Consider the following 20588-nt stretch of genomic DNA (forward strand, 5'->3'; position numbering starts at 1 on the left):
ACCGCCGAAAGGTGAAGCACCGGTGACCGACCAGGCCGCTCTCCAGTCTGTCCTCGACCGTGCCGCCGCAGGGGGCCGGATCACCAAGGAAGAGGCGCTCGACCTCTACCGGCACGCCCCGCTCCACGCGCTCGGCCAGGCAGCCGACGCGGCGCGCCGGCTGCGCTACGCGGGTACCGAGCACATCGCGACGTACATCATCGAGCGCAACATCAACTACACCAACGTGTGCGTGACGGCCTGCAAGTTCTGCGCCTTCTACGCCGCCCCCAAGGACACGAAGAAGGGCTGGTCCCGGGACCTCGACGACATCCTGCGCCGCTGCGCGGAGACCGTGGAGCTGGGCGGCACGCAGATCATGTTCCAGGGCGGCCACCACCCGGACTACGGCGTCGAGTACTACGAGCACCACTTCTCCGCCATCAAGAAGGCGTTCCCGCAGCTGGTCATCCACTCCCTCGGCGCGTCCGAGGTCGACCACATGGCCCGGATCTCCGGTGTGAGCGCCGAAGAGGCGATCCGCCGCATCCACGCCGCCGGTCTCGACTCCTTCGCGGGCGCCGGCGCCGAGCTGCTGCCGGAGCGGCCGCGCAAGGCGATCGCCCCGCTCAAGGAGTCCGGCGAGCGCTGGCTGGAGATCATGGAGATCGCCCACAAGCTGGGTGTGGAGTCCACCTCCACCATGCTGATGGGCACCGGCGAGACCAACGCCGAGCGCATCGAGCACATCGCGATGATCCGTGACACGCAGGACCGCACGGGCGGCTTCCGCGCGTTCATCCCGTACACGTACCAGCCCGAGAACAACCACCTCAAGGGCCGGACGCAGGCGACCGTCTTCGAGTACCTGCGGATGATCGCGATCGCCCGCCTGTTCCTCGACAACATCGCGCACATCCAGGGCTCCTGGCTGACCGTCGGCAAGGAGGCGGGCCAGCTGTCCCTGCACTACGGTGCGGACGACCTCGGCTCGATCATGCTGGAGGAGAACGTCGTCTCCTCGGCCGGCGCCAGGCACCGCTCGAACCGCCAGGAGATCATCGACCTGATCCGCAAGGCGGACCGGGTCCCGGCGCAGCGCGCGACGACGTACGAGCACCTCCTCGTGCACGACGACCCGGCGAACGACCCGGTCGACGACCGCGTGGTCTCGCACATCTCCTCCACCGCCATCGAGGGCGGCACGGCGCACCCCGAGCTGAAGCTCATCTCGACCAACTGACCGCCCGTGCTGACGCTCCACACCGCCGAACTCCTCGTCCCCGGACCGGGCCGCGCCGCGCTGCCCGGCGGGGCCGTCCTCGTGGAGGGCGGCCGGATCGCCGAGGTGGGACCGTACGAGCAGCTCGGGGCGGCCTTCGCGCACGCGCGGGTCCGCCGCTGGCCCGGGGTGCTGACCCCGGGTCTGCTGGTGCGCGGGGCGGACGAGCTGCTGGAGCGGACGTACTACCGCGATGAGTCCGAGGACGCCGACGACGCCGGGGACGCCGACGACGCCGGGGACGCCGACGACGCCCACGGCCCGTACGGGACCACCGCGCTCGCCGGCCTGGAGCTGACCGAGTCCCGCTGGGGCAACAGCGCACGCCGGGCCACGCAGAAGCTGCTGGCGCGCGGGGTGGTGGCGGTGGCCGGGCGGCTGACGGTGCCGGCGGTGCGGACGGCGGTGGTGCGGTCGGGGCTCGCGCTCATCGCGCCGCTGCCGTACGGGGCCGCGCCGTCCCTGGACCCGCTGGCCGGGCGGGCCGCGGCCGAGGAGGCGTTCCACGGGGTGCTGGAGGCGGGCGCCCCGGCCCGTTTCGCGGTGTTCGCGGTGGCGGACGCGCGGGACCTGCTGGAGCAGGGCGCGACGAGCTGTGTGGCCACCGTCATCGGCGGCCGGCTCCTGCACCGCCGGCGCTGAGCCGCCCGCAGCGACGGCCGGGCCGCCTGCGAGAATGGCCCGGTATCGACCGACCCGAGCCACACCGCACCGAGGGGCCTACGCCAGTGACCCGCGCTTCCCTGGACAAGCAGCCGCACGAAGTCGCCTCCATGTTCGACGGTGTCGCGGCGAACTACGACCTCACCAACGACGTCCTCTCCCTCGGCCAGGCGCGGCTGTGGCGCAAGGAGGTCGCCAAGGCGGTCGGCGCGCGCCCCGGGCACAAGGTGCTCGACCTGGCGGCCGGCACGGCGACGTCCTCGCTGCCCTTCGCCGCGACCGGCGCGTACGTCGTCCCCTGCGACTTCTCCCTCGGGATGCTGCGCGAGGGCAAGAAGCGCCACGCCTGGCTGCCGCTGACCGCCGGTGACGCGACGAAGCTGCCGTTCAAGGACGACGTCTTCGACACCGTCACGATCTCCTTCGGTCTGCGCAACGTCCAGGACACCGACGCGGCGCTTCGCGAGCTGTACCGGGTGACGAAGCCGGGTGGGCAGGTGGTCATCTGCGAGTTCTCCCAGCCGACGTGGGCGCCGTTCCGCACGCTCTACACCGAGTACCTGATGCGCGCCCTGCCGCCGGTGGCCCGCGCGGTGTCCTCCAACCCGGACGCGTACGTGTACCTCGCCGAGTCGATCCGGGAGTGGCCGGACCAGCCCGCGCTGGCCGCGCTGCTGCAGAAGGCCGGCTGGTCGAAGGTCGCCTGGCGGAACCTGAGCGGTGGCATCGTCGCGCTGCACCGCGGGGTCAAGGCGTAGCGGCGTACGGAGGAGACGATCCCGTGGACGCCACGCCGTTCGACTACCAGGCGGTCCTCGACCAGGTCGCGCGGGACGTCGCGCCGCTGGTCGGCGCCGGCACCCCCGCCGAGTACATCCCGGCGCTCGCCTCGGTGGACCCGGCGCAGTTCGGGATGGCGCTGGTCACGATGGGCGGCAAGGTCTTCGGCGTGGGGGACTGGCAGGTGCCCTTCTCCACCCAGTCGATCACCAAGGTGTTCACGCTCGCCCTGGCGTTGTCGGCCGAGGGCGGCGACAGCCTGTGGGAGCGGGTGGGGCGGGAGCCGTCCGGCAACCCGTTCAATTCGCTGGTGCAGCTGGAGTACGAGAACGGCATCCCGCGCAACCCGTTCATCAACGCGGGCGCGCTCGTCGTGACCGACCGGCTCCAGACGCTGACGGGCGACGCGAGCAGCGAACTGCTCAAGTTCCTGCGGGAGGAGAGCGGCAACCCTGACGTCGCCTTCGACGCCGAGGTGGCGGCCTCCGAGCACGAGCACGGCGACCGCAACGCGGCGCTGGCCCACTTCATGGCCTCCTACGGGAACATCGACAACCCCGTACCGGCACTGCTGGACCACTACTTCTGGCAGTGCTCCATCGAGATGAGCTGCGCCGACCTGGCGCGCGCCGCCCGGGTCCTGGCCCGGCACGGGCTGCGCGCGGACGGCTCGCGGCTGCTGACGCGCAGCGGGGCGAAGCAGATCAACGCGGTGATGCTGACCTGCGGGACGTACGACGCGGCAGGCGAGTTCGCCTACCGCGTCGGCCTGCCGGGCAAGAGCGGCGTCGGCGGCGGCATCGTCGCCGTGGTGCCGGGCCGGTGTGCGCTGGCGGTGTGGAGTCCGGGGCTGGACGCGCACGGCAACTCGGTCGCGGGCGTGGCGGCACTGGACCGCTTCACGACCCTGACCGGCATGTCCGTCTTCTGACGCCCCTTCCACTGAGCCCTTCCGCTGGGCCCTTCCTCGGCGCCCCTCCCACTGGGCCCCTTGCACCGGTCGGCGCCGGGGCGCCTTCCGGGCTCCGGGCCGCCGGTGGTACCGCGCCGGGCGGCTCAGGCGAGGGCCAGCTCGTAGCGGCGGCCCGGGTTGCCGCCCGGGCTGGTGAACTCCTCGGCCAGGTCCATGCCCAGCCGCTCCGCCACCGCCACCGAACGCGCGTTCCGGGCGTGGATCATCGCGACCACGTGCGGGACCCCGGCCTCCCTGAGCCGGTCGAGGGTGGCCAGCGCAGCGGCGTACGCGTACCCCTTCCCCCATGCTGAACGCCCCAGCCGCCAACCGATCTCGATCTCCCCGACGGGCCCCCAGTCCTCCTGCGGCCACGGCTGCGCGCCGGTGAACCCGATCACCGCCCCCTGCTCGTCCAGCAGGGTCCACAGGCAGTAGCCGAGCCGGGCGTCGTGCATGCGCTGCCGCGCCGTGAACTCCTCGTACAGCGAGAGCTCGGCGGGGCCGCCCAGGAACTCCATGACGTCGGTGTCGTCGAAGACGGCGTGCCAGGCGTGCGCGTCCTCATCGGTGGGCACGCGGAGCTGTACGGCCGGGAGCGGCGGCCGGGTCGGCGAGGTGGTCACAGGGGCAGCCCTTCGGATCGCGATCTCTTCCGCTGCATAGACTGCGACATGTCCCGTGCCGTTGGGCACCCTTTATCGAGCCTTCGGGAGAGCCCGCAGTGACCGAGGCAGTGACCGAGCCCCTCTCCGAACACTCCGCTGATGTGATCGTCGTCGGGGCCGGACCCGCCGGCTCCACCACCGCCTACTACCTCGCCAAGGCGGGGCTGGACGTGCTGCTGCTGGAGAAGACGGCCTTCCCGCGCGAGAAGGTGTGCGGCGACGGGCTGACCCCGCGCGCCACCAAGCAGCTGGTCTCCATGGGCATCGACATCTCCGAAGAGGCCGGCTGGCTGCGCAACAAGGGCCTGCGGATCATCGGCGGCGGGCAGCGGCTCCAGCTGGACTGGCCGGAACTCGCCTCCTATCCGGACTACGGACTCGTACGCAAGCGCGACGACTTCGACGAGACCCTGGCCCGCCAGGCGCAGAAGGCCGGGGCGCGGTTGTACGAGCGCTGCAACGTCGGCGAGCCCGTCCGGGACCCGCGCACCGGCCACATCACGGGTGTGCAGGCGAAGCTGGGCGAGGAGAAGACGCCGGTCACCTTCAAGGCGCCGCTGGTCGTCGCCGCGGACGGCAACTCCTCCCGCCTCTCGCTGGCGATGGGCCTGCACCGGCGCGAGGACCGCCCGATGGGCGTGGCGGTGCGCACGTACTTCACCTCGCCGCGGCACGACGACGACTACCTGGAGTCCTGGCTGGAGCTGTGGGACCGGCGGGGTCCGCAGGACCGGCTGCTGCCGGGCTACGGCTGGATCTTCGGCATGGGCGACGGTACGTCGAACGTCGGCCTCGGCATCCTCAACTCGTCCTCCGCGTTCAAGGAGCTGGACTGGCGCGAGGTCCTCAAGGCCTGGTGCGCGTCCATGCCGCAGGACTGGGGGTACACCCCGGAGAACATGACGCAGCCGATCCGCGGCGCGGCCCTGCCGATGGCCTTCAACCGGCAGCCGCACTACACGAAGGGCCTGCTGCTGGTCGGTGACGCGGGCGGGCTCGTCAACCCGTTCAACGGCGAGGGCATCGCCTATGCGATGGAGTCGGGGCAGATCGCGGCGGACGTCATCGTCCAGGCCCACGCCCGCGCCACCCCGGCGCAGCGGGAACTGGCCCTGCACAGCTATCCGAAGGTGCTCAAGGAGACGTACGGCGGCTACTACACGCTGGGCCGCGCCTTCGTGAAGCTGATCGGCAACCCGAAGGTGATGAAGGTCGCCGCGCAGCGTGGCCTGAGCCACCCGGTCCTGATGCGGTTCACCCTCAAGATGCTGGCCAACCTCACCGACCCCACGGGCGGCGACGCGATGGACCGCATCATCAACGGCCTCTCGAAGGTCGCCCCCAAGGCCTGACGGGGTGGCTACGCGTCTTCGGCGTCCGTGCCGTGGACGGTGCGGACGGAGCGGGCCAGGAGGAGCAGGCCGTACAGGAGCATCGTCAGGCTGGCCGCCCAGCCGAGGCCCAGGGTGAGTGGATGTCCTGGTTTGTGCCAGGGGCGGGCGGTGTTGAGGAGCCAGCCGCCGACGGCGAGCAGGAAGAGCCCGGCGGCGGCCGGCACGGCGGTGGGGTCTGCGGTGGCGTGCGCGCAGTCCGCGGAGTCCGCTGTGTTCACGTCGAACCCTGCGTCCTCGGGGGCGTTCTCGCTCAACACGGCCACCACCTCCTCAGGTGAAATCGGGGCGGGCGGGCACTGCGCCTCCGCTATCTTCGCAGGGCTTCGGCCGGTTCCACACGGGCAGCCCGCCAGGCGGGATGCACGCCGGCCAGCAGTCCGGTGACGAGCCCGGCGAGCGGAGCCGCGGCCACCGTCAGCGGGTGGATGACCGGCGTCCAGTCCCGTACGAGGGACACCCCGACCACCGTCAGCTCGCCGAGGGACGTTCCCACCAGGCCGCCGAGCGCCCCCAGCGCGGCGGACTCGGCGAGGAACTGGGCCGCCACGTGGCGCCCGCGGGCCCCCAACGCACGGCGCAGCCCGATCTCCCCGGTCCGTTCCAGGACGGCGACGAGCGTCGTGGTGGCGACCCGACCGCGCCGATGACCAGGCAGATTCCGGCCAGCAGCAGGAACAGGGCGCTGAGGTCGGAGGTCACCCCCGAGCGCAGCAGCCGGGGGTCGGGAGGCGGCACCGCTTTCAGGTATTCGGGGTGGTCGGGGCGCAGCGCGAGCGGGGCGAGGCCGGCGACCTGCCGGGCGGCGCCGAGTTCGGTGGCGATGAGGAGGTGGGCGCCGGACGGGCCCGGTGGCCCCCACAGTTCCTCGGCCGTGGACCTCGGGACCAGGACCGACAGCAGGTGCTCGGGGCGGCGTTCGACATCGCCGATGATGCCGCAGACGGTGAACGGCTCCTCGCCGACGAAGACCACGGGCCGGGTCGCCAGGGTGGTGATGCCGAGGCGGTCGGCCACCCCGCCGCCGAGGAGCGCGACCCGCAGGTGGCCGCGTTCGGCGTACTCGTCGTAGAGCCGGCCCTGGCGCAGCGTCGGGGCCAGGGCGGCGACGGCCCCGGGGGAGGCGGCGACCACGGAGGTGCCGCCCGCGGTGCCCGCCGCGCCGGGGCCGCCGGCCGGTGGGAGCGCGCCGATCGGGGTGCCCGGGTCGAGCCGCACGGTCCAGAGCACCCCGGCGTGGGCGATGCCGGCGACCTGGTGCAGCCGTTGTCCGGCGTCGGCGGGGAAGGCCGGGCCGGCGAACGGGTCGTGCTGGGCGGCGACGTCGGCGACGCTCACCTCGGTGGCGGTCAGGACGTTGAACCGGCCGTCGATCTGCGAGGAGATGGTGGCGGTCAGGCCCAGGACGGCGACGAAGCTGCCGACGCCGAGGACCGTGCCGAGCGCGGTGAGCACGGCCCGCCCGGGGCGGCGCAGCATGCCCGCGACGGCCTCGGAGACGGTGTCGCAACGGGGACAGCCGGCTGGGGCGGACGGCGCTCACCGGCTGAGCCGCCCGTCGCGGATGGTGGTGCAGGAGGGCCTCGTCGCCCGGGGCATGGCCCGGTACGGGTTCGCGTACGAGGGGGTGACGGCGGTCGAACGCGCCCCGGCCGGGGCGACCGAGGACCGGCACGCCTATCTGTTCGGCCTGGCCGACCCGGCGCGTGCGGCGGCCCACGGGTACGAGAAGACCGCGGGCGAGGGGAAACCGGCCAAGCCGCCCTCCCCGAAGCTGAGCGACAGCGCGTACACCGTCCTGCACGGTGAACCGCCGGGCGGCGGCGGGCTGGGCGCACCGCCGGCCCCCGACGCGCTCAACGAGGAGGACGCCGCGCGCGTGGACAGCGGCATCGAGGTCGGTGGCCGCAAGGTGCCGGCCGGGGGCTGCGGGCGGGAGGCGTACCGCAAGCTGTACGCGCCGGCCAAGGACAGCGTGGACCTGCTCTTCGCCTTCGGTCTGGCGGGCGAGGCGCACGACCGCTCCAAGGGGGACTCCCGGGTCGTCGACGTCCTGCGCAGGTGGCCCGCCTGCATGGACAAGTCCGGTTACACCGGGATCAAAACCCCGTACGAGGTGGTCGAGAAGCTGGATCTCCAGAGCGACTTGGGAGGCGCCAAGGCCGTTTCGGCGGCGAAGGCCGACGTCTCGTGCAAGCGCGAGGTGAACCTCGTGGGGATCTGGTACGCCGTCGAGAAGGCCTACCAGCAGCGGCTGGCCGAGGAGAACGCGCAGACGCTCGCCCTCTACGAGCGGCAGCGGGCCGCCCGCTTCAAGCTGGCGGCCTCGGCCGGCTGAACCGGGTACGGCCGAGGGCCGGTACTCCGCCCCCGAGCGGGGGAGTACCGGCCCTTTCGCGTGGCGCAAGGTGGCCGGAAGGGCCCGCCAGGGCCCCTGAGGGCGGCTCAGGCGGCTTGCGGGTCCCTTCGGGAGGCCAGAGAGCCCCACTGGGCCCAGTGGGGCCTGTGCGGCTCTCTGTGGCCTCGGGGGCGTCAGAGGATGCGGACGGCGCCCGTCGGCATGTCGTAGCTGAGGCTGCGCTCGACGATGCCCGTGCTGGGGTTCTGCGCGCCGATGAACTTGCCGCCGCCGACGTACAGGGCGACGTGGTACGCGTTGCCGCGGGAGCCCCAGTACAGGACGTCGCCCGGCTGGAGGTTGCTCAGCGACACCGAGGTGCCCTCCGAGGACTGGTCCTGGGACATGCGCGGCAGGGAGATGCCCGCCTTGCGGTACGCGGCCTGCACGAGGCCGGAGCAGTCGTACGAGGACGGGCCGGTGCCGCCCATGACGTACGCCTTGCCGACCTGGTTGCGGGCGAAGTTGATGATGGCGGAGGCCGAACCGGTCGCCGGGGCGGTGACCGTGCCCTCGCCGTCGTCGGCGGAGGCGCCGGCGGACGCGGAGGCGGAGGCGGTCTGGAGGGTGGTGCGGCCGGAGCTGCGGGTGGCGCGCTCGGCCTCGGCCTTGCGGTCCGCCTCCTCCTTGGCCGTCTTCTCGGCCTTCTGCTGGGCCTGTTCCTTGGCCTGCTTGGCCTCGGCGGCGGCGCCGCTGCGGGCGCTCTCCTCCTGGGCGTTCAGCTCGCCGGTGACGGCCGCCTCGACGGCTGCCACGCGGGTGTTCTCTGCTGCGGTGGTGACCGCGGAGGCGACGTCGGCGGTCAGGTCCAGGCTCAGGACCGGCATTTCGAGCGTCGTCTCGGCCACGGGCTCGGCGGACGGGGACGCGCTCGCGGTGCCGGCCATGGCGAGGGTGCTGAGGACGCCACCGGCAACTCCGGCGCGGACCGCGAGCTTCGAGGTACTGCGGCGGGGCTTCCGGTGGCTGGGTATGTGAGCGGTGTGGGACATGGGACAACCGCTATCAGGGCGCAGCGGTCGGCTTCAAGAAACGTGGTGTGCGCCACAGTTGCGTGCGAAGCGCGCTAACCGGGCGCGTTGCGCGGGATATTGACGCCGTAACGGGCGAATCGGACAGGCGCTCACAAGCCTGTGATCAAGGGGTTTCTCTAATAAGTCCGAATTGATCCGCGCCTACCATTCCGCCCGACAGTTGGCCAAGCCCCCTTTCGGCGGCCTCGATTCCGTGTGGCGCAGGTCACAGTTACCTACCGCTGTGCGGGCGCTGTGGCCGGTCCGTGATCACGCTGTGAGCTTCCGGTGGCGTTCGTGAACGGATGCACAGCTTCCGAGGCTCCGCGATCTTGCGGATCCCGGGCGACGGATCCCGGGCGACGGACCCCGGCGCCGCCCCCGCGTCCACTCCCGTCCCCGGCCGCTCCCCCGGGCGGGCGACTCGGATTCCTTTACCACCGGGTCCGCCCCGTGGCCAATTTGCCTGCAATGGCCATCGTTTGATAGTGCAACCCCGCTCCCACCTGGGGTGACGGGTGCAGATGTCACCTTTGGTAGTCATGTGGATGCCTTGCGTATGAAGATCACCGCTCATCGGACTTCATGATCGTTCGTCGGGTGGTGGAGATCACAAACTCGTTGTTGTTACCCGTGTCGCAGATCACAGATCGGCAGGCATAAGATGCGCACCAGTCCGGCTTGTGAACTGCCTCACATGTACAAGATCTTCGCGAGGCGGGGCGCTCGGCGCCGGCACAGCGGTCCAACGGTCAAGGACGACTGGAAGGAGCGAGGAGCGTGAATGCGTACGCACCCATCCTCGTGCTCGGCGCCCTCGGCGCAGGGTTTGCGATCTTCTCCGTGGTCATGGCCACGCTGATCGGCCCAAAACGGTACAACCGGGCGAAGCTCGAAGCGTACGAGTGCGGCATCGAGCCCACTCCCATGCCGGCCGGCGGCGGCCGCTTCCCCATCAAGTACTACCTGACGGCGATGCTCTTCATCGTCTTCGACATCGAGATCGTCTTCCTCTACCCCTGGGCCGTCACCTTCGACTCCCTGGGGATCTTCGGGCTCGTCGAGATGCTGCTCTTCGTGCTCACCGTCTTCGTCGCCTACGCCTACGTCTGGCGCCGCGGCGGCCTGGAATGGGACTGAGGGGCTGAATTTTCCATGGGACTGGAAGAGAAGCTGCCGAGCGGCTTCCTGCTGACCACCGTCGAACAGGCCGCGGGCTGGGTGCGCAAGTCATCCGTCTTCCCGGCCACCTTCGGCCTGGCCTGCTGCGCCATCGAGATGATGACCACCGGAGCGGGCCGCTACGACCTCGCCCGATTCGGCATGGAGGTCTTCCGCGGCTCCCCGCGCCAGGCCGACCTGATGATCGTGGCCGGCCGGGTCAGCCAGAAGATGGCGCCGGTGCTGCGGCAGGTGTACGACCAGATGCCCGCCCCGAAGTGGGTGATCTCCATGGGCGTCTGCGCCTCCTCGGGCGGCATGTTCAACAACTACGCGATCGTCCAGGGCGTCGACCACATCGTGCCCGTGGACATCTACCTGCCCGGCTGCCCGCCCCGCCCCGAGATGCTGATGGACGCGATCCTCAAGCTCCACCAGAAGATCCAGGGCTCCAAGCTCGGCGTGAACCGGGAAGAGGCGGCGCGCGAGGCGGAGGAGGCGGCCCTCAAGGCCCTCCCCACCATCGAGATGAAGGGGCTCCTGCGGTGAGCGACGACCCGGCCGTGGACAACGGCAACAACGTGCCCGCGCCCCGGGGCTCGGCCGGCCCCGAGGTGATCGGCGTCCGCAAGGGCATGTTCGGCGCGAAGAACGGCGGCGACACCAGCGGCTACGGCGGTCTGCTGCGCACCGTGGCGCTGCCCGGGGCGACGAGCCGCCCCTACGGCTCGTACTTCGACGAGGTCGCCGACGAGCTCGAAGGCGCCCTGGAGGAACAGGACCTGGTCCCCGAGAACGCCATCGAGAAGACGGTGGTCGACCGGGGCGAGCTCACCTTCCACATCGCCCGCGAGCACCTCGTGCGGGTCGCGTCCACCCTGCGCGACGACCCGGCGCTGCGCTTCGAGCTGTGCACCGGGGTCTCCGGCGTGCACTTCCCGCAGGACAAGGGACGCGAGCTGCACGCGGTCTACCACCTGCGGTCGATCACCCACGGCCGGGTCCTGCGCCTGGAGGTCTCGGTCCCCGACAGCGACCCGCACGTCCCCTCGCTCGTCTCCGTCTACCCGACCAACGACTGGCACGAGCGCGAGACGTACGACTTCTTCGGGCTGGTCTTCGACGGGCACCCCGCCCTCACCCGGATCATGATGCCGGACGACTGGCAGGGCTTCCCGCAGCGCAAGGACTACCCGCTCGGCGGCATCCCCGTCGAGTACAAGGGCGCCCAGATCCCGGCTCCCGACCAGCGGAGGTCGTACAGCTGATGAACACGCCGAACACATCGCAGCACGCGTCCGCCCGCGAGACCACCGAGGGCACCGTCTACACGGTCACCGGCGGCGACTGGGACGAGGTCGTCCAGTCGGCGGCCCGCGCGGACGACGAGCGGATCGTCGTCAACATGGGTCCGCAGCACCCGTCGACCCACGGCGTGCTCCGGCTGATCCTGGAGATCGACGGCGAGACGGTCACCGAGGCCCGCTGCGGCATCGGGTACCTGCACACCGGCATCGAGAAGAACCTCGAATTCCGGAACTGGACGCAGGGCACCACGTTCGTGACGCGCATGGACTACCTGACGCCGTTCTTCAACGAGACGGCGTACTGCCTGGGCGTCGAGAAGCTGCTCGGCATCACCGACCAGGTCCCGGATCGCGCCACCGTCATCCGCGTCCTGCTGATGGAACTCAACCGGCTCTCCTCCCACCTGGTGTGCATCGCCACCGGCGGCATGGAGCTGGGCGCGACCACGATCATGATCTACGGCTTCCGTGACCGCGAGCTGATCCTCGACGTCTTCGAGCTGATCACCGGCCTGCGCATGAACCACGCGTTCATCCGCCCCGGCGGCCTCGCCCAGGACCTGCCCCCGGGCGCCGTCGACCAGCTGCGCGACTTCGTGAAGACCATGAAGAAGAACCTGCCGGAGTACGACAAGCTCGCCACCGGCAACCCCATCTTCAAGGCCCGCATGCAGGACGTCGGCTACCTCGACCTGACCGGCTGCATGGCCCTGGGCGCCACCGGCCCCATCCTGCGCTCCGCCGGCCTGCCGCACGACCTGCGCAAGTCGGACCCGTACTGCGGCTACGAGGACTACGAGTTCGACGTGCCGACCGCCGAGAGCTGCGACTCCTACGGGCGGTTCCTGATCCGCCTGGAGGAGATGCGCCAGTCGCTGCGGATCGTCGAACAGTGCCTGGAGCGGCTGGAGCCGGGCCCGGTGATGGTCGCGGACAAGAAGATCGCCTGGCCGGCCCAGCTCGCGATGGGCCCCGACGGCCTCGGCAACTCCCTCGACCACATCCGCACCATCATGGGCACCTCGATGGAGGCCCTCATCCACCACTTCAAGCTGGTGACCGAGGGCTTCCGGGTCCCGGCCGGGCAGGCGTACGCGGCCGTCGAGTCACCCAAGGGCGAACTCGGCGTCCACGTCGTCTCCGACGGCGGCACCCGCCCCTACCGGGTCCACTTCCGCGACCCGTCCTTCACCAACCTCCAGGCCATGGCGGCGATGTGCGAGGGCGGCCAGGTCGCCGACGTCATCGTCGCCGTCGCCTCCATCGACCCCGTGATGGGAGGCGTCGACCGATGACAGACGTGTCGTTGGGCATGCCCCAGCTCCCGGCCCCCGACTACCCGGCGGAGGTCCGCGAGAGGCTGGCGGCCGACGCCGCCCAGGTCATCGCCCGCTACCCCGACAGCCGCTCCGCGCTGCTGCCGCTGCTGCACCTGGTGCAGTCGGAGGAAGGCCACGTCACGCGCACCGGCATGCGGTTCTGCGCCGAGACGCTGGGCCTGACCACGGCCGAAGTGACGGCCGTCGCCACCTTCTACACGATGTACCGGCGCAAGCCGTCCGGCGAGTACCAGGTGGGCGTCTGTACGAACACCCTGTGCGCCGTGATGGGCGGCGACGCCATCTTCGACGAGCTCAAGGAGCACCTGGGCGTCGGGAACAACGAGACCACCCCCGACGGCAAGGTCACCCTCGAACACATCGAGTGCAACGCGGCCTGCGACTACGCGCCCGTCGTGATGGTCAACTGGGAGTTCTTCGACAACCAGACCCCCGAGTCCGCGAAGGCGATGGTGGACGACCTGCTGGCCGGCCGCCAGGTCGTGCCGACGCGGGGCGCGCCGCTGTGCACGTACAAGGAGACCGCCCGGATCCTGGCCGGCTTCCCCGACGAGCGCGAGGGCGCGGTGGAAGCGGGCGGCGGCGCGGGCCCCGCCTCGCTGATCGGCCTGCGCATCGCCCGCGGCGAGTCCCCGCACACCCCGATCGTCCACCCGCGCGGCGAAGCGCGCGGCGACGCCGACACCGAGGGAGGGGAGTGATGTCCGTGTCTTCCGACCTGAGCAACGAGGGTGCCTCCCGGCCGCAGGCCGGGGGAGGGAGCCCGGAGAAGCTCCTGGCGCCCGTCCTGTCGGCGTTCTGGGACGAGCCCGAGTCGTGGACGCTGGAGACCTACCGGCGCCACGAGGGCTACGAGGGCCTGCGCAAGGCCCTCGCGATGACCCCGGACGACCTCATCGCGTACGTGAAGGACTCCGGTCTGCGCGGGCGCGGCGGCGCCGGCTTCCCCACCGGGATGAAGTGGCAGTTCATCCCGCAGGGCGACGGGAAGCCGCACTACCTCGTCGTGAACGCGGACGAGTCGGAACCGGGAACCTGCAAGGACATCCCCCTCCTCTTCGCCAATCCGCACTCCCTCATCGAGGGAATGGTCATCGCCTGCTACGCGATCCGCTCGGAACACGCCTTCATCTACCTGCGCGGCGAGGTCGTGCCGGTCCTGCGGCGCCTGCACGAGGCGGTGCGCGAGGCGTACGAGGCCGGATACCTCGGGGAGAACATCCTCGGGAGCGGGATGGGGCTCGACATCACGGTGCACGCGGGGGCGGGCGCGTACATCTGCGGTGAGGAGACGGCGCTCCTCGACTCCCTCGAAGGCCGGCGCGGTCAGCCCCGGCTGCGTCCTCCCTTCCCCGCTGTGGAGGGCCTCTACGCGTGCCCCACTGTCGTCAACAACGTCGAGTCCATCGCCTCGGTTCCCGCGATCCTGAACAGGGGCAAGGAGTGGTTCAAGGCGATGGGGACCGAGAAGTCCCCCGGTTTCACGCTGTATTCGCTCTCCGGGCACGTCGCCGGCCCCGGCCAGTACGAGGCGCCCCTCGGCATCACCCTGCGCCAGCTCCTCGACATGAGCGGCGGGATGCGCCCCGGGCACCGGCTCAAGTTCTGGACCCCCGGCGGCTCCTCCACCCCCATGTTCACCGACGAACACCTCGACGTCCCGCTCGACTACGAGGGCGTCGGCGCGGCCGGCTCGATGCTCGGCACCAAGGCCCTCCAGTGCTTCGACGAGACCACCTGCGTGGTCCGCGCCGTGACCCGGTGGACCGAGTTCTACGCCCACGAGTCCTGCGGCAAGTGCACGCCGTGCCGGGAGGGCACGTACTGGCTGGTGCAGCTGCTGCGCGACATCGAGGCCGGCAAGGGCGTGATGAGCGACCTCGACAAGCTGAACGACATCGCCGACAACATCAACGGCAAGTCGTTCTGCGCCCTCGGCGACGGCGCCGCCAGCCCGATCTTCTCCTCGCTCAAGTACTTCCGCGAGGAGTACGAGCAGCACATCACGGGCAAGGGCTGCCCCTTCGACCCCAAGAAGTCGACCCTCTGGGCTGACACGGAGGTGAACGCATGACCGTCACCACTAACGCCCCGGCGGGCGGCGGCGGGGCGGCCGTTCCGCCCGAGGACCTGGTCTCCCTGACCATCGACGGCATCGAACTGTCCGTCCCCAAGGGGACGCTGGTCATCAGGGCCGCCGAACAGCTCGGCATCGAGATCCCCCGGTTCTGCGACCACCCGCTCCTCGACCCCGTCGGCGCCTGCCGCCAGTGCATCGTCGAGGTGGAGGGCCAGCGCAAGCCGATGGCCTCCTGCACCATCACCTGCACCGACGGCATGGTCGTCAAGACGCAGCTGACGTCGCAGGCCGCCGAGAAGGCGCAGCGCGGGGTGATGGAGCTGCTGCTCATCAACCACCCGCTGGACTGCCCGGTCTGCGACAAGGGCGGCGAGTGCCCGCTGCAGAACCAGGCCCTCTCGCACGGCAACGCCGAATCCCGTTTCGAGGGCAAGAAGCGGACGTACGAGAAGCCGGTCGCGATCTCCACGCAGGTACTGCTGGACCGCGAGCGGTGCGTGCTGTGCGCGCGCTGCACCCGCTTCTCCACGCAGGTCGCGGGCGACCCCATGATCGAGCTGCTGGAGCGCGGTGCCCTCCAGCAGGTCGGCACCGGCGAGGGCGACCCGTTCGAGTCGTACTTCTCCGGCAACACCATCCAGATCTGCCCGGTCGGCGCCCTCACCTCGGCCGAGTACCGCTTCCGCGCCCGCCCCTTCGACCTCGTCTCCTCCCCGAGCGTGTGCGAGCACTGCGCGGGCGGCTGCGCGACGCGCACCGACCACCGGCGCGGGAAGGTGCTGCGCCGGCTGGCCGCCGAGGACCCCGAGGTCAACGAGGAGTGGATCTGCGACAAGGGCCGCTTCGCGTTCCGCTACGCGCAGCGCCCCGACCGCCTCACCACCCCGCTGGTGCGCGGCTCCGACGGGGTGCTCGCCCCGGCGAGCTGGCCCGAGGCGCTGGAGGCCGCCGCGAAGGGGCTGGCCTCCGCGCGCGGCCGGGCCGGCGTGCTGACGGGCGGCCGGCTCACCGCCGAGGACGCCTACGCGTACGCGAAGTTCGCCCGCGTGGTGCTGGACACCAACGACATCGACTTCCGGGCGCGGGTGCACAGCGCGGAGGAGGCCGAGTTCCTGGCCGCCACCGTGGCCGGCACCGGCAAGGACCTCGGGGGCGGCGGGGTGACGTACTCCTCGCTGGAGGCCGCGCCCGCCGTGCTGCTGGCCGGCATCGAGTCCGAGGAGGAGGCCCCCGGGGTCTTCCTGCGGCTGCGCAAGGCCCACCGCAGGCACAAGCAGCGGACCTTCGGCCTCGCCCCGTTCGCCACCCGGGGCCTGGAGAAGACGGGCGGCACCCTGCTGGCCGCCGCCCCCGGGACCGAACCCGACTGGCTGGACGCCCTCGCCTCGCGGACCGGCCTGGAGCAGGGCGGCCACGCCGCCGCCGAGGCCCTGCGCGAGCCCGGCGCCGTGATCGTCGTCGGGGAACGCCTGGCCGGGGTGCCGGGCGCGCTGACCGCCGCGGTACGGGCGGCGGCCGCGACCGGCGCGCAGCTGGTGTGGATCCCGCGCCGGGCCGGGGAGCGGGCCGCCGTGGAGGCGGGCGCGCTGCCGTCCCTGCTGCCCGGCGCCCGCCCGGCCACCGACCCGCGGGCCCGCGAGGAGGTCGCGGCCGCCTGGGGGCTGGACGAACTCCCGCACCGCTACGGCCGCGACACGGGCCAGATCGTGGAGGCGGCCGCCGGGCGGGAGCTGTCCGCGCTGCTCGTCGCGGGCGTCGAGGTGGGCGACCTGCCCGACCCGGTCCGCGCCCGCCTCGCGCTCCAGGAGGCGTTCGTGGTCTCGCTGGAGCTGCGGCCCAGCGAGGTCACCGACCACGCCGACGTGGTCTTCCCCGTCGCCGCGGTCGCCGAGAAGGCGGGGGCGTTCATCAACTGGGAGGGCCGCGTGCGGCCGTTCGAGGCGGCGCTCAAGCCCGACCAGATGACCCGCAGGCTCGCGCCCGCCGACCACCGCGTGCTGCACATGCTGGCCGACGCGGCGGACCGGCCGATCGCGCTCCCCGACGTGCACGCCGTACGGCGGGAACTGGACCGGCTCGGCCCGTGGGCCGGGGAACGTGCCGCCGAGCAGCGCGCGGACGGCGCGCCGCTGCCCCGGCCCGGCGTGGGCGAGGCGGTCCTCGCGGGCCACCGGCTCCTGCTGGACCAGGGCCGGCTCCAGGACGGCGACGCCGCCCTGGCCGGTACCCGGCACGAGGCCAGTGCCCGGCTGTCGGCGGCCACGGCCGCCGAGACGGGCGTCAAGGACGGGGACGTCCTCGCGGTGACCGGCCCGGCCGGGACCGTGGAACTGCCGCTGCGGGTCACGCGGATGCCCGACCGGGTGGTCTGGCTGCCGATGAACTCCACCGGCTCCGGCGTCCTCGCCGACACCGGCGCCCGCCCGGGCGCCCTCGTACGCATCGGCCCGGCGGTCCCGTCCGGCGCGGGCGACAGCACGGCGGAGGTGGAGGCGTGAACCCGGTACAGCTCGCCGCGGAGGACCTGTCCCTCTTCGGCAGGGACGTCTGGTGGCTCGTCGTCGTCAAGGCGGTGTTCTGCTTCGCCTTCCTGATGGTGACCGTGCTCTTCTCCATCGTCTGGGAGCGCAAGGTCGTCGCCTGGATGCAGCTGCGCATCGGCCCCAACCGGCACGGCCCGTGGGGGATGCTCCAGTCGCTCGCCGACGGCGTGAAACTGATGCTCAAGGAAGACGTCATCGTCAAGCGGGCCGACAAGGTGGTGTACGTACTGGCGCCCGTCATCGCGGCGATCCCGGCGTTCATGGCCATCGCGGTGATCCCCTTCGGGCCCTCCGGCAACGAGGTCTCGATCTTCGGGCAGCGCACCACGATGCAGCTGACGGACCTGCCCATCGCGATGCTGTACGTCCTCGCGGTGGCGTCGGTCGGCATCTACGGCATCGTCCTCGCCGGCTGGTCCTCCGGCTCCACCTACCCGCTGCTCGGCGGCCTGCGCTCCTGCGCCCAGATGATCTCGTACGAGATCGCGATGGGCGCGGCGTTCGCCTCGGTGTTCCTCTACTCCGGGTCGATGTCGACCTCGAAGATCGTGGAGGCGCAGGCGGACCGCTGGTACGTCATCCTGCTGCCGGTCTCCTTCATCATCTACATCGTCACGATGGTCGGGGAGACGAACCGCGCCCCCTTCGACATGCCGGAGTCCGAGGGCGACCTGGTCGGCGGCTTCAACACCGAGTACTCCTCCATCAAGTTCGCGCTGTTCATGCTGGCCGAGTACGTCAACATGGTCACCGTCTCGGCGGTTTCGGTCACCCTCTTCCTCGGCGGCTGGCGGGCCCCGGCGCCGATCTCGACGTACTGGGAGGGCGCGAACCACGGCTGGTGGCCGATGCTCTGGTTCGTCATCAAGGTGCAGCTGCTGCTGTTCTTCTTCATCTGGCTGCGCGGCACGCTGCCGCGCGTGCGCTACGACCAGCTGATGAAGCTCGGCTGGAAGGTCCTCATCCCCGTCTCCGTGGTCTGGCTGATGCTGGTCGCGACCGTGCGGGCGCTGCGGAACGAGAACTACGACTTCCAGCAGATCGTGCTGTACGTCGGCGGCGCGGTGATCGCCGTACTGCTCCTTTCCTTCGTCGCGGACCTGTTCCGGAGCAAGCGCGAGGCCCGTGACGGCGCCGCCGAGGGCGCGGCGGACGAGCCCTTCGACCCGATGGCGGGCGGATTCCCCGTACCCCCCAAGCCCGGGCAGCAGCCCGCGCCCGTACCGCGCAGGCGGCCTCGCGGGCAGCGGGAGCTGATTGTCAGTGGCGGGGCGAATACTGACAGTGACCGAGAGGAGGGTGGTGAGAATGTCTGACGCCGAGAACGAGAAGTGGCAGAACCCGGTGGCCGGCTTCGGCGTGACCTTCAAGGCCATGTTCAAGAAGCGCCTCACCGAGCAGTACCCGGAGCAGCGCAAGACCACCGCGCCCCGCTTCCACGGGCGGCACCAGCTCAACCGCCATCCCGACGGTCTGGAGAAGTGCATCGGGTGCGAGCTGTGTGCCTGGGCCTGTCCGGCCGACGCGATCTACGTGGAGGGCGCGGACAACGCGGAGGAGGAGCGCTACTCCCCGGGTGAGCGGTACGGCGCGGTCTACCAGATCAACTACGCCCGCTGCATCCTGTGCGGGCTGTGCGTCGAGGCGTGCCCCACCCGGGCGCTGACGATGACGAACGAGTTCGAACTGGCCGACTCCAGCCGCGAATCGCTGATCTACACCAAGGAACAGCTGCTGGTGGGCCTGACCGAGGGCATGGTCGAGGCGCCGCACGAGATGTACCCGGGCACCGACGACCAGGACTACTACCGCGGTCTGGTGACGGGCGCGGCCGCCGGGACGGTCCGGCAGGTCGCGCGGTCCAGGGGCGAGGTCCCCGAGGGCGCCGGGCAGGACGCGGCCGAACCCGAGGGGGTGGACGCATGAGCGCGCTGGCCGCCGCGGCCTCGACCACCTCCACGGGTGAGGCCGTCCAGTTCTGGGTCCTCGGCACGGTCGCCGTCATCGGCGCACTGTGCACGATCTTGATGAAGAAGGCCGTGCACAGCGCGCTGTGCCTGGCCGGGACGATGATCATCCTGGCGGTCTTCTACCTCGCCAACGGGGCGTACTTCCTGGGCGTCGTCCAGGTCGTCGTCTACACCGGCGCCATCATGATGCTGTTCCTCTTCGTGGTGATGCTCGTCGGCGTCACCGCCGCGGACTCGCTCACCGAAACCATCAAGGGGCAGCGCTGGCTGGCCGCCCTGTGCGGGCTCGGCTTCGGGATCCTGCTGATCGCCGGCATCGCCAACGCCAAGCTCACCCACTTCAACGGCCTGGGGCGGGTCAACTCCGCCGGGCACGTCGAAGGACTCGCCGAGCTGATCTTCACCCGGTACATCTTCGCCTTCGAGATCACCGGCGCCCTGCTGATCACGGCGGCCGTCGGCGCGATGGTGCTCACCCACCGCGAGCGCACCGAGCGGGCCGCGACCCAGCGCGAACTCGCCGAGCGGCGCGTGCGCGAGGGCGTCCAGCTCCCGCCGCTGCCCGCCCCGGGCGTCTACGCCCGGCACAACGCGGTGGACATCGCCGGCCTGCTGCCGGACGGCACCCCGTCCGAGCTGACCGTCAACAAGACGCTGCGTGCCCGCGGTCAGATCCGTGACGTGTCGAGCGAGGCACTGGAGGACCTGAAAGCGCTGGAGCAGAAGTCCGCGGAGCGCCTCGGCCGAGAGGAGGCCTCGAAGTGAACCCGGTCAACTACCTGTACCTGGCCGCCCTGCTGTTCACCATCGGTGCCGCCGGCGTACTCATCCGCAAGAACGCGATCGTGCTGTTCATGTGCGTGGAGCTGATGCTCAACGCCTGCAACCTCGCCTTCGTCGCCTTCTCCCGGATGCACGGCAACCTCGACGGTCAGATCATCGCGTTCTTCACGATGGTCGTCGCCGCCGCGGAGGTCGTGGTGGGCCTCGCGATCATCGTGTCGCTGTTCCGTACCCGCCACTCGGCCTCGGTCGACGACGCCAGCCTGATGAAGCTGTAA

General features: G+C 71.1%; 20 protein-coding genes and 1 pseudogene. 17 read left to right on the top strand and 4 right to left on the bottom strand.

All coding sequences use genetic code 11. From position 1 onward, the window contains the following. The first annotated feature begins 22 nt into the window (after window positions 1-22). The 4 genes from mqnC (at window position 23) to IE207_RS05625 (ending at window position 3635) form a co-directional block, all read left to right on the top strand. Entirely contained in the window at window positions 23-1222 is a 1200-nt protein-coding gene (gene mqnC / locus IE207_RS05610; protein WP_190182934.1) for a cyclic dehypoxanthinyl futalosine synthase, read from the top strand. 6 nt (window positions 1223-1228) lie between these two features. Next, window positions 1229-1903, top strand: a complete 675-nt coding sequence (locus IE207_RS05615; RefSeq protein ID WP_190182935.1) for an imidazolonepropionase-like domain-containing protein — start codon at window positions 1229-1231, stop codon at window positions 1901-1903. Between the two features lie 86 nt (window positions 1904-1989). Continuing rightward, window positions 1990-2682, top strand: coding sequence for a demethylmenaquinone methyltransferase (locus tag IE207_RS05620; protein WP_190182936.1), 693 nt, complete (start codon window positions 1990-1992; stop codon window positions 2680-2682). Between the two features lie 23 nt (window positions 2683-2705). After that, window positions 2706-3635 carry a glutaminase gene (locus IE207_RS05625; RefSeq protein WP_190182937.1) on the top strand — a complete coding sequence of 310 codons (930 nt, stop codon included), beginning with the start codon at window positions 2706-2708 and terminating at the stop codon, window positions 3633-3635. Between the two features lie 125 nt (window positions 3636-3760). Here the strand turns inward: IE207_RS05625 and IE207_RS05630 are convergent, their stop codons facing one another. Next, window positions 3761-4282 (bottom strand): GNAT family N-acetyltransferase, encoded by a 522-nt coding sequence (locus IE207_RS05630; protein ID WP_190182938.1) that lies wholly within the window; start codon window positions 4280-4282, stop codon window positions 3761-3763. A 110-nt stretch (window positions 4283-4392) separates the two neighbouring features. On the opposite strand from IE207_RS05630, the gene IE207_RS05635 reads away from it, so the two are divergent. Next, window positions 4393-5676, top strand: a complete 1284-nt coding sequence (locus IE207_RS05635) for a geranylgeranyl reductase family protein (RefSeq protein ID WP_190183584.1) — start codon at window positions 4393-4395, stop codon at window positions 5674-5676. Window positions 5677-5684: 8 nt separating this feature from the next. Here IE207_RS05635 and IE207_RS05640 read toward each other — a convergent pair whose 3' ends face one another. Then, complete coding sequence (locus IE207_RS05640) at window positions 5685-5975, bottom strand: hypothetical protein (RefSeq protein ID WP_190182939.1); 291 nt, start codon at window positions 5973-5975, stop codon at window positions 5685-5687. A 50-nt stretch (window positions 5976-6025) separates the two neighbouring features. Beyond that, window positions 6026-7221: pseudogene (locus tag IE207_RS05645) on the bottom strand (ABC transporter permease); the annotation flags it as partial. Between the two features lie 58 nt (window positions 7222-7279). Here IE207_RS05645 and IE207_RS05650 point away from each other — a divergent pair. Next, on the top strand, window positions 7280-8053 hold the full coding sequence (locus tag IE207_RS05650) for a hypothetical protein (RefSeq protein WP_190182940.1): 774 nt from the start codon (window positions 7280-7282) through the stop codon (window positions 8051-8053). 194 nt (window positions 8054-8247) lie between these two features. On the opposite strand, the gene IE207_RS05655 is transcribed toward IE207_RS05650, so the two are convergent. Next, the gene (locus tag IE207_RS05655; RefSeq protein WP_190182941.1) at window positions 8248-9105 is read right to left on the bottom strand and encodes a C40 family peptidase; all 858 of its coding nucleotides are present in this window, start codon (window positions 9103-9105) and stop codon (window positions 8248-8250) included. 801 nt (window positions 9106-9906) lie between these two features. Here IE207_RS05655 and IE207_RS05660 point away from each other — a divergent pair. The 11 genes from IE207_RS05660 to nuoK are packed head-to-tail and all read left to right on the top strand — an operon-like array spanning window position 9907 to window position 20588. Next, window positions 9907-10266 (top strand): NADH-quinone oxidoreductase subunit A, encoded by a 360-nt coding sequence (locus tag IE207_RS05660; protein ID WP_190182942.1) that lies wholly within the window; start codon window positions 9907-9909, stop codon window positions 10264-10266. Between the two features lie 15 nt (window positions 10267-10281). Beyond that, window positions 10282-10836 carry a NuoB/complex I 20 kDa subunit family protein gene (locus tag IE207_RS05665; protein ID WP_007265818.1) on the top strand — a complete coding sequence of 185 codons (555 nt, stop codon included), beginning with the start codon at window positions 10282-10284 and terminating at the stop codon, window positions 10834-10836. Continuing rightward, window positions 10833-11555 carry an NADH-quinone oxidoreductase subunit C gene (locus IE207_RS05670; RefSeq protein ID WP_190182943.1) on the top strand — a complete coding sequence of 241 codons (723 nt, stop codon included), beginning with the start codon at window positions 10833-10835 and terminating at the stop codon, window positions 11553-11555. The genes IE207_RS05665 and IE207_RS05670 overlap by 4 nt, the downstream gene beginning before the upstream one ends. Further along, window positions 11555-12889 (top strand): NADH-quinone oxidoreductase subunit D, encoded by a 1335-nt coding sequence (locus IE207_RS05675; RefSeq protein WP_190182944.1) that lies wholly within the window; start codon window positions 11555-11557, stop codon window positions 12887-12889. Before IE207_RS05670 ends, IE207_RS05675 begins: the two co-directional genes overlap by 1 nt. Then, window positions 12886-13635 carry an NADH-quinone oxidoreductase subunit NuoE gene (gene nuoE, locus IE207_RS05680; protein ID WP_190182945.1) on the top strand — a complete coding sequence of 250 codons (750 nt, stop codon included), beginning with the start codon at window positions 12886-12888 and terminating at the stop codon, window positions 13633-13635. The genes IE207_RS05675 and nuoE overlap by 4 nt, the downstream gene beginning before the upstream one ends. Next, entirely contained in the window at window positions 13635-15008 is a 1374-nt protein-coding gene (nuoF, locus tag IE207_RS05685) for an NADH-quinone oxidoreductase subunit NuoF (protein ID WP_190182946.1), read from the top strand. Before nuoE ends, nuoF begins: the two co-directional genes overlap by 1 nt. Next, window positions 15005-17512: an NADH-quinone oxidoreductase subunit G gene (locus IE207_RS05690; protein WP_190182947.1), complete on the top strand. Its 2508-nt coding sequence runs from the start codon at window positions 15005-15007 to the stop codon at window positions 17510-17512. Before nuoF ends, IE207_RS05690 begins: the two co-directional genes overlap by 4 nt. Beyond that, window positions 17509-18873: an NADH-quinone oxidoreductase subunit NuoH gene (gene nuoH, locus IE207_RS05695; RefSeq protein ID WP_190182948.1), complete on the top strand. Its 1365-nt coding sequence runs from the start codon at window positions 17509-17511 to the stop codon at window positions 18871-18873. The genes IE207_RS05690 and nuoH overlap by 4 nt, the downstream gene beginning before the upstream one ends. Beyond that, window positions 18866-19483 (top strand): NADH-quinone oxidoreductase subunit NuoI, encoded by a 618-nt coding sequence (nuoI, locus tag IE207_RS05700; RefSeq protein ID WP_190182949.1) that lies wholly within the window; start codon window positions 18866-18868, stop codon window positions 19481-19483. The genes nuoH and nuoI overlap by 8 nt, the downstream gene beginning before the upstream one ends. Then, entirely contained in the window at window positions 19480-20292 is an 813-nt protein-coding gene (locus tag IE207_RS05705) for an NADH-quinone oxidoreductase subunit J (protein WP_190182950.1), read from the top strand. The genes nuoI and IE207_RS05705 overlap by 4 nt, the downstream gene beginning before the upstream one ends. Continuing rightward, the gene (gene nuoK / locus IE207_RS05710; protein ID WP_030864698.1) at window positions 20289-20588 is read left to right on the top strand and encodes an NADH-quinone oxidoreductase subunit NuoK; all 300 of its coding nucleotides are present in this window, start codon (window positions 20289-20291) and stop codon (window positions 20586-20588) included. Before IE207_RS05705 ends, nuoK begins: the two co-directional genes overlap by 4 nt.

Source organism: Streptomyces cirratus (assembly GCF_014650775.1).
GTDB lineage: Bacteria > Actinomycetota > Actinomycetes > Streptomycetales > Streptomycetaceae > Streptomyces > Streptomyces cirratus.

Bases quoted from the DNA above. Each gene is read 5' to 3' on its own strand.
- IE207_RS05650 (WP_190182940.1), top strand. From the start codon at position 7,280: ATGGTGGTGCAGGAGGGCCTCGTCGCCCGGGGCATGGCCCGGTACGGG.
- IE207_RS05655 (WP_190182941.1), bottom strand. From the start codon at position 9,105: ATGTCCCACACCGCTCACATACCCAGCCACCGGAAGCCCCGCCGCAGT.
- IE207_RS05665 (WP_007265818.1), top strand. From the start codon at position 10,282: ATGGGACTGGAAGAGAAGCTGCCGAGCGGCTTCCTGCTGACCACCGTC.
- IE207_RS05675 (WP_190182944.1), top strand. From the start codon at position 11,555: ATGAACACGCCGAACACATCGCAGCACGCGTCCGCCCGCGAGACCACC.
- nuoE (WP_190182945.1), top strand. From the start codon at position 12,886: ATGACAGACGTGTCGTTGGGCATGCCCCAGCTCCCGGCCCCCGACTAC.
- nuoF (WP_190182946.1), top strand. From the start codon at position 13,635: ATGTCCGTGTCTTCCGACCTGAGCAACGAGGGTGCCTCCCGGCCGCAG.
- IE207_RS05690 (WP_190182947.1), top strand. From the start codon at position 15,005: ATGACCGTCACCACTAACGCCCCGGCGGGCGGCGGCGGGGCGGCCGTT.
- nuoI (WP_190182949.1), top strand. From the start codon at position 18,866: ATGTCTGACGCCGAGAACGAGAAGTGGCAGAACCCGGTGGCCGGCTTC.
- IE207_RS05705 (WP_190182950.1), top strand. From the start codon at position 19,480: ATGAGCGCGCTGGCCGCCGCGGCCTCGACCACCTCCACGGGTGAGGCC.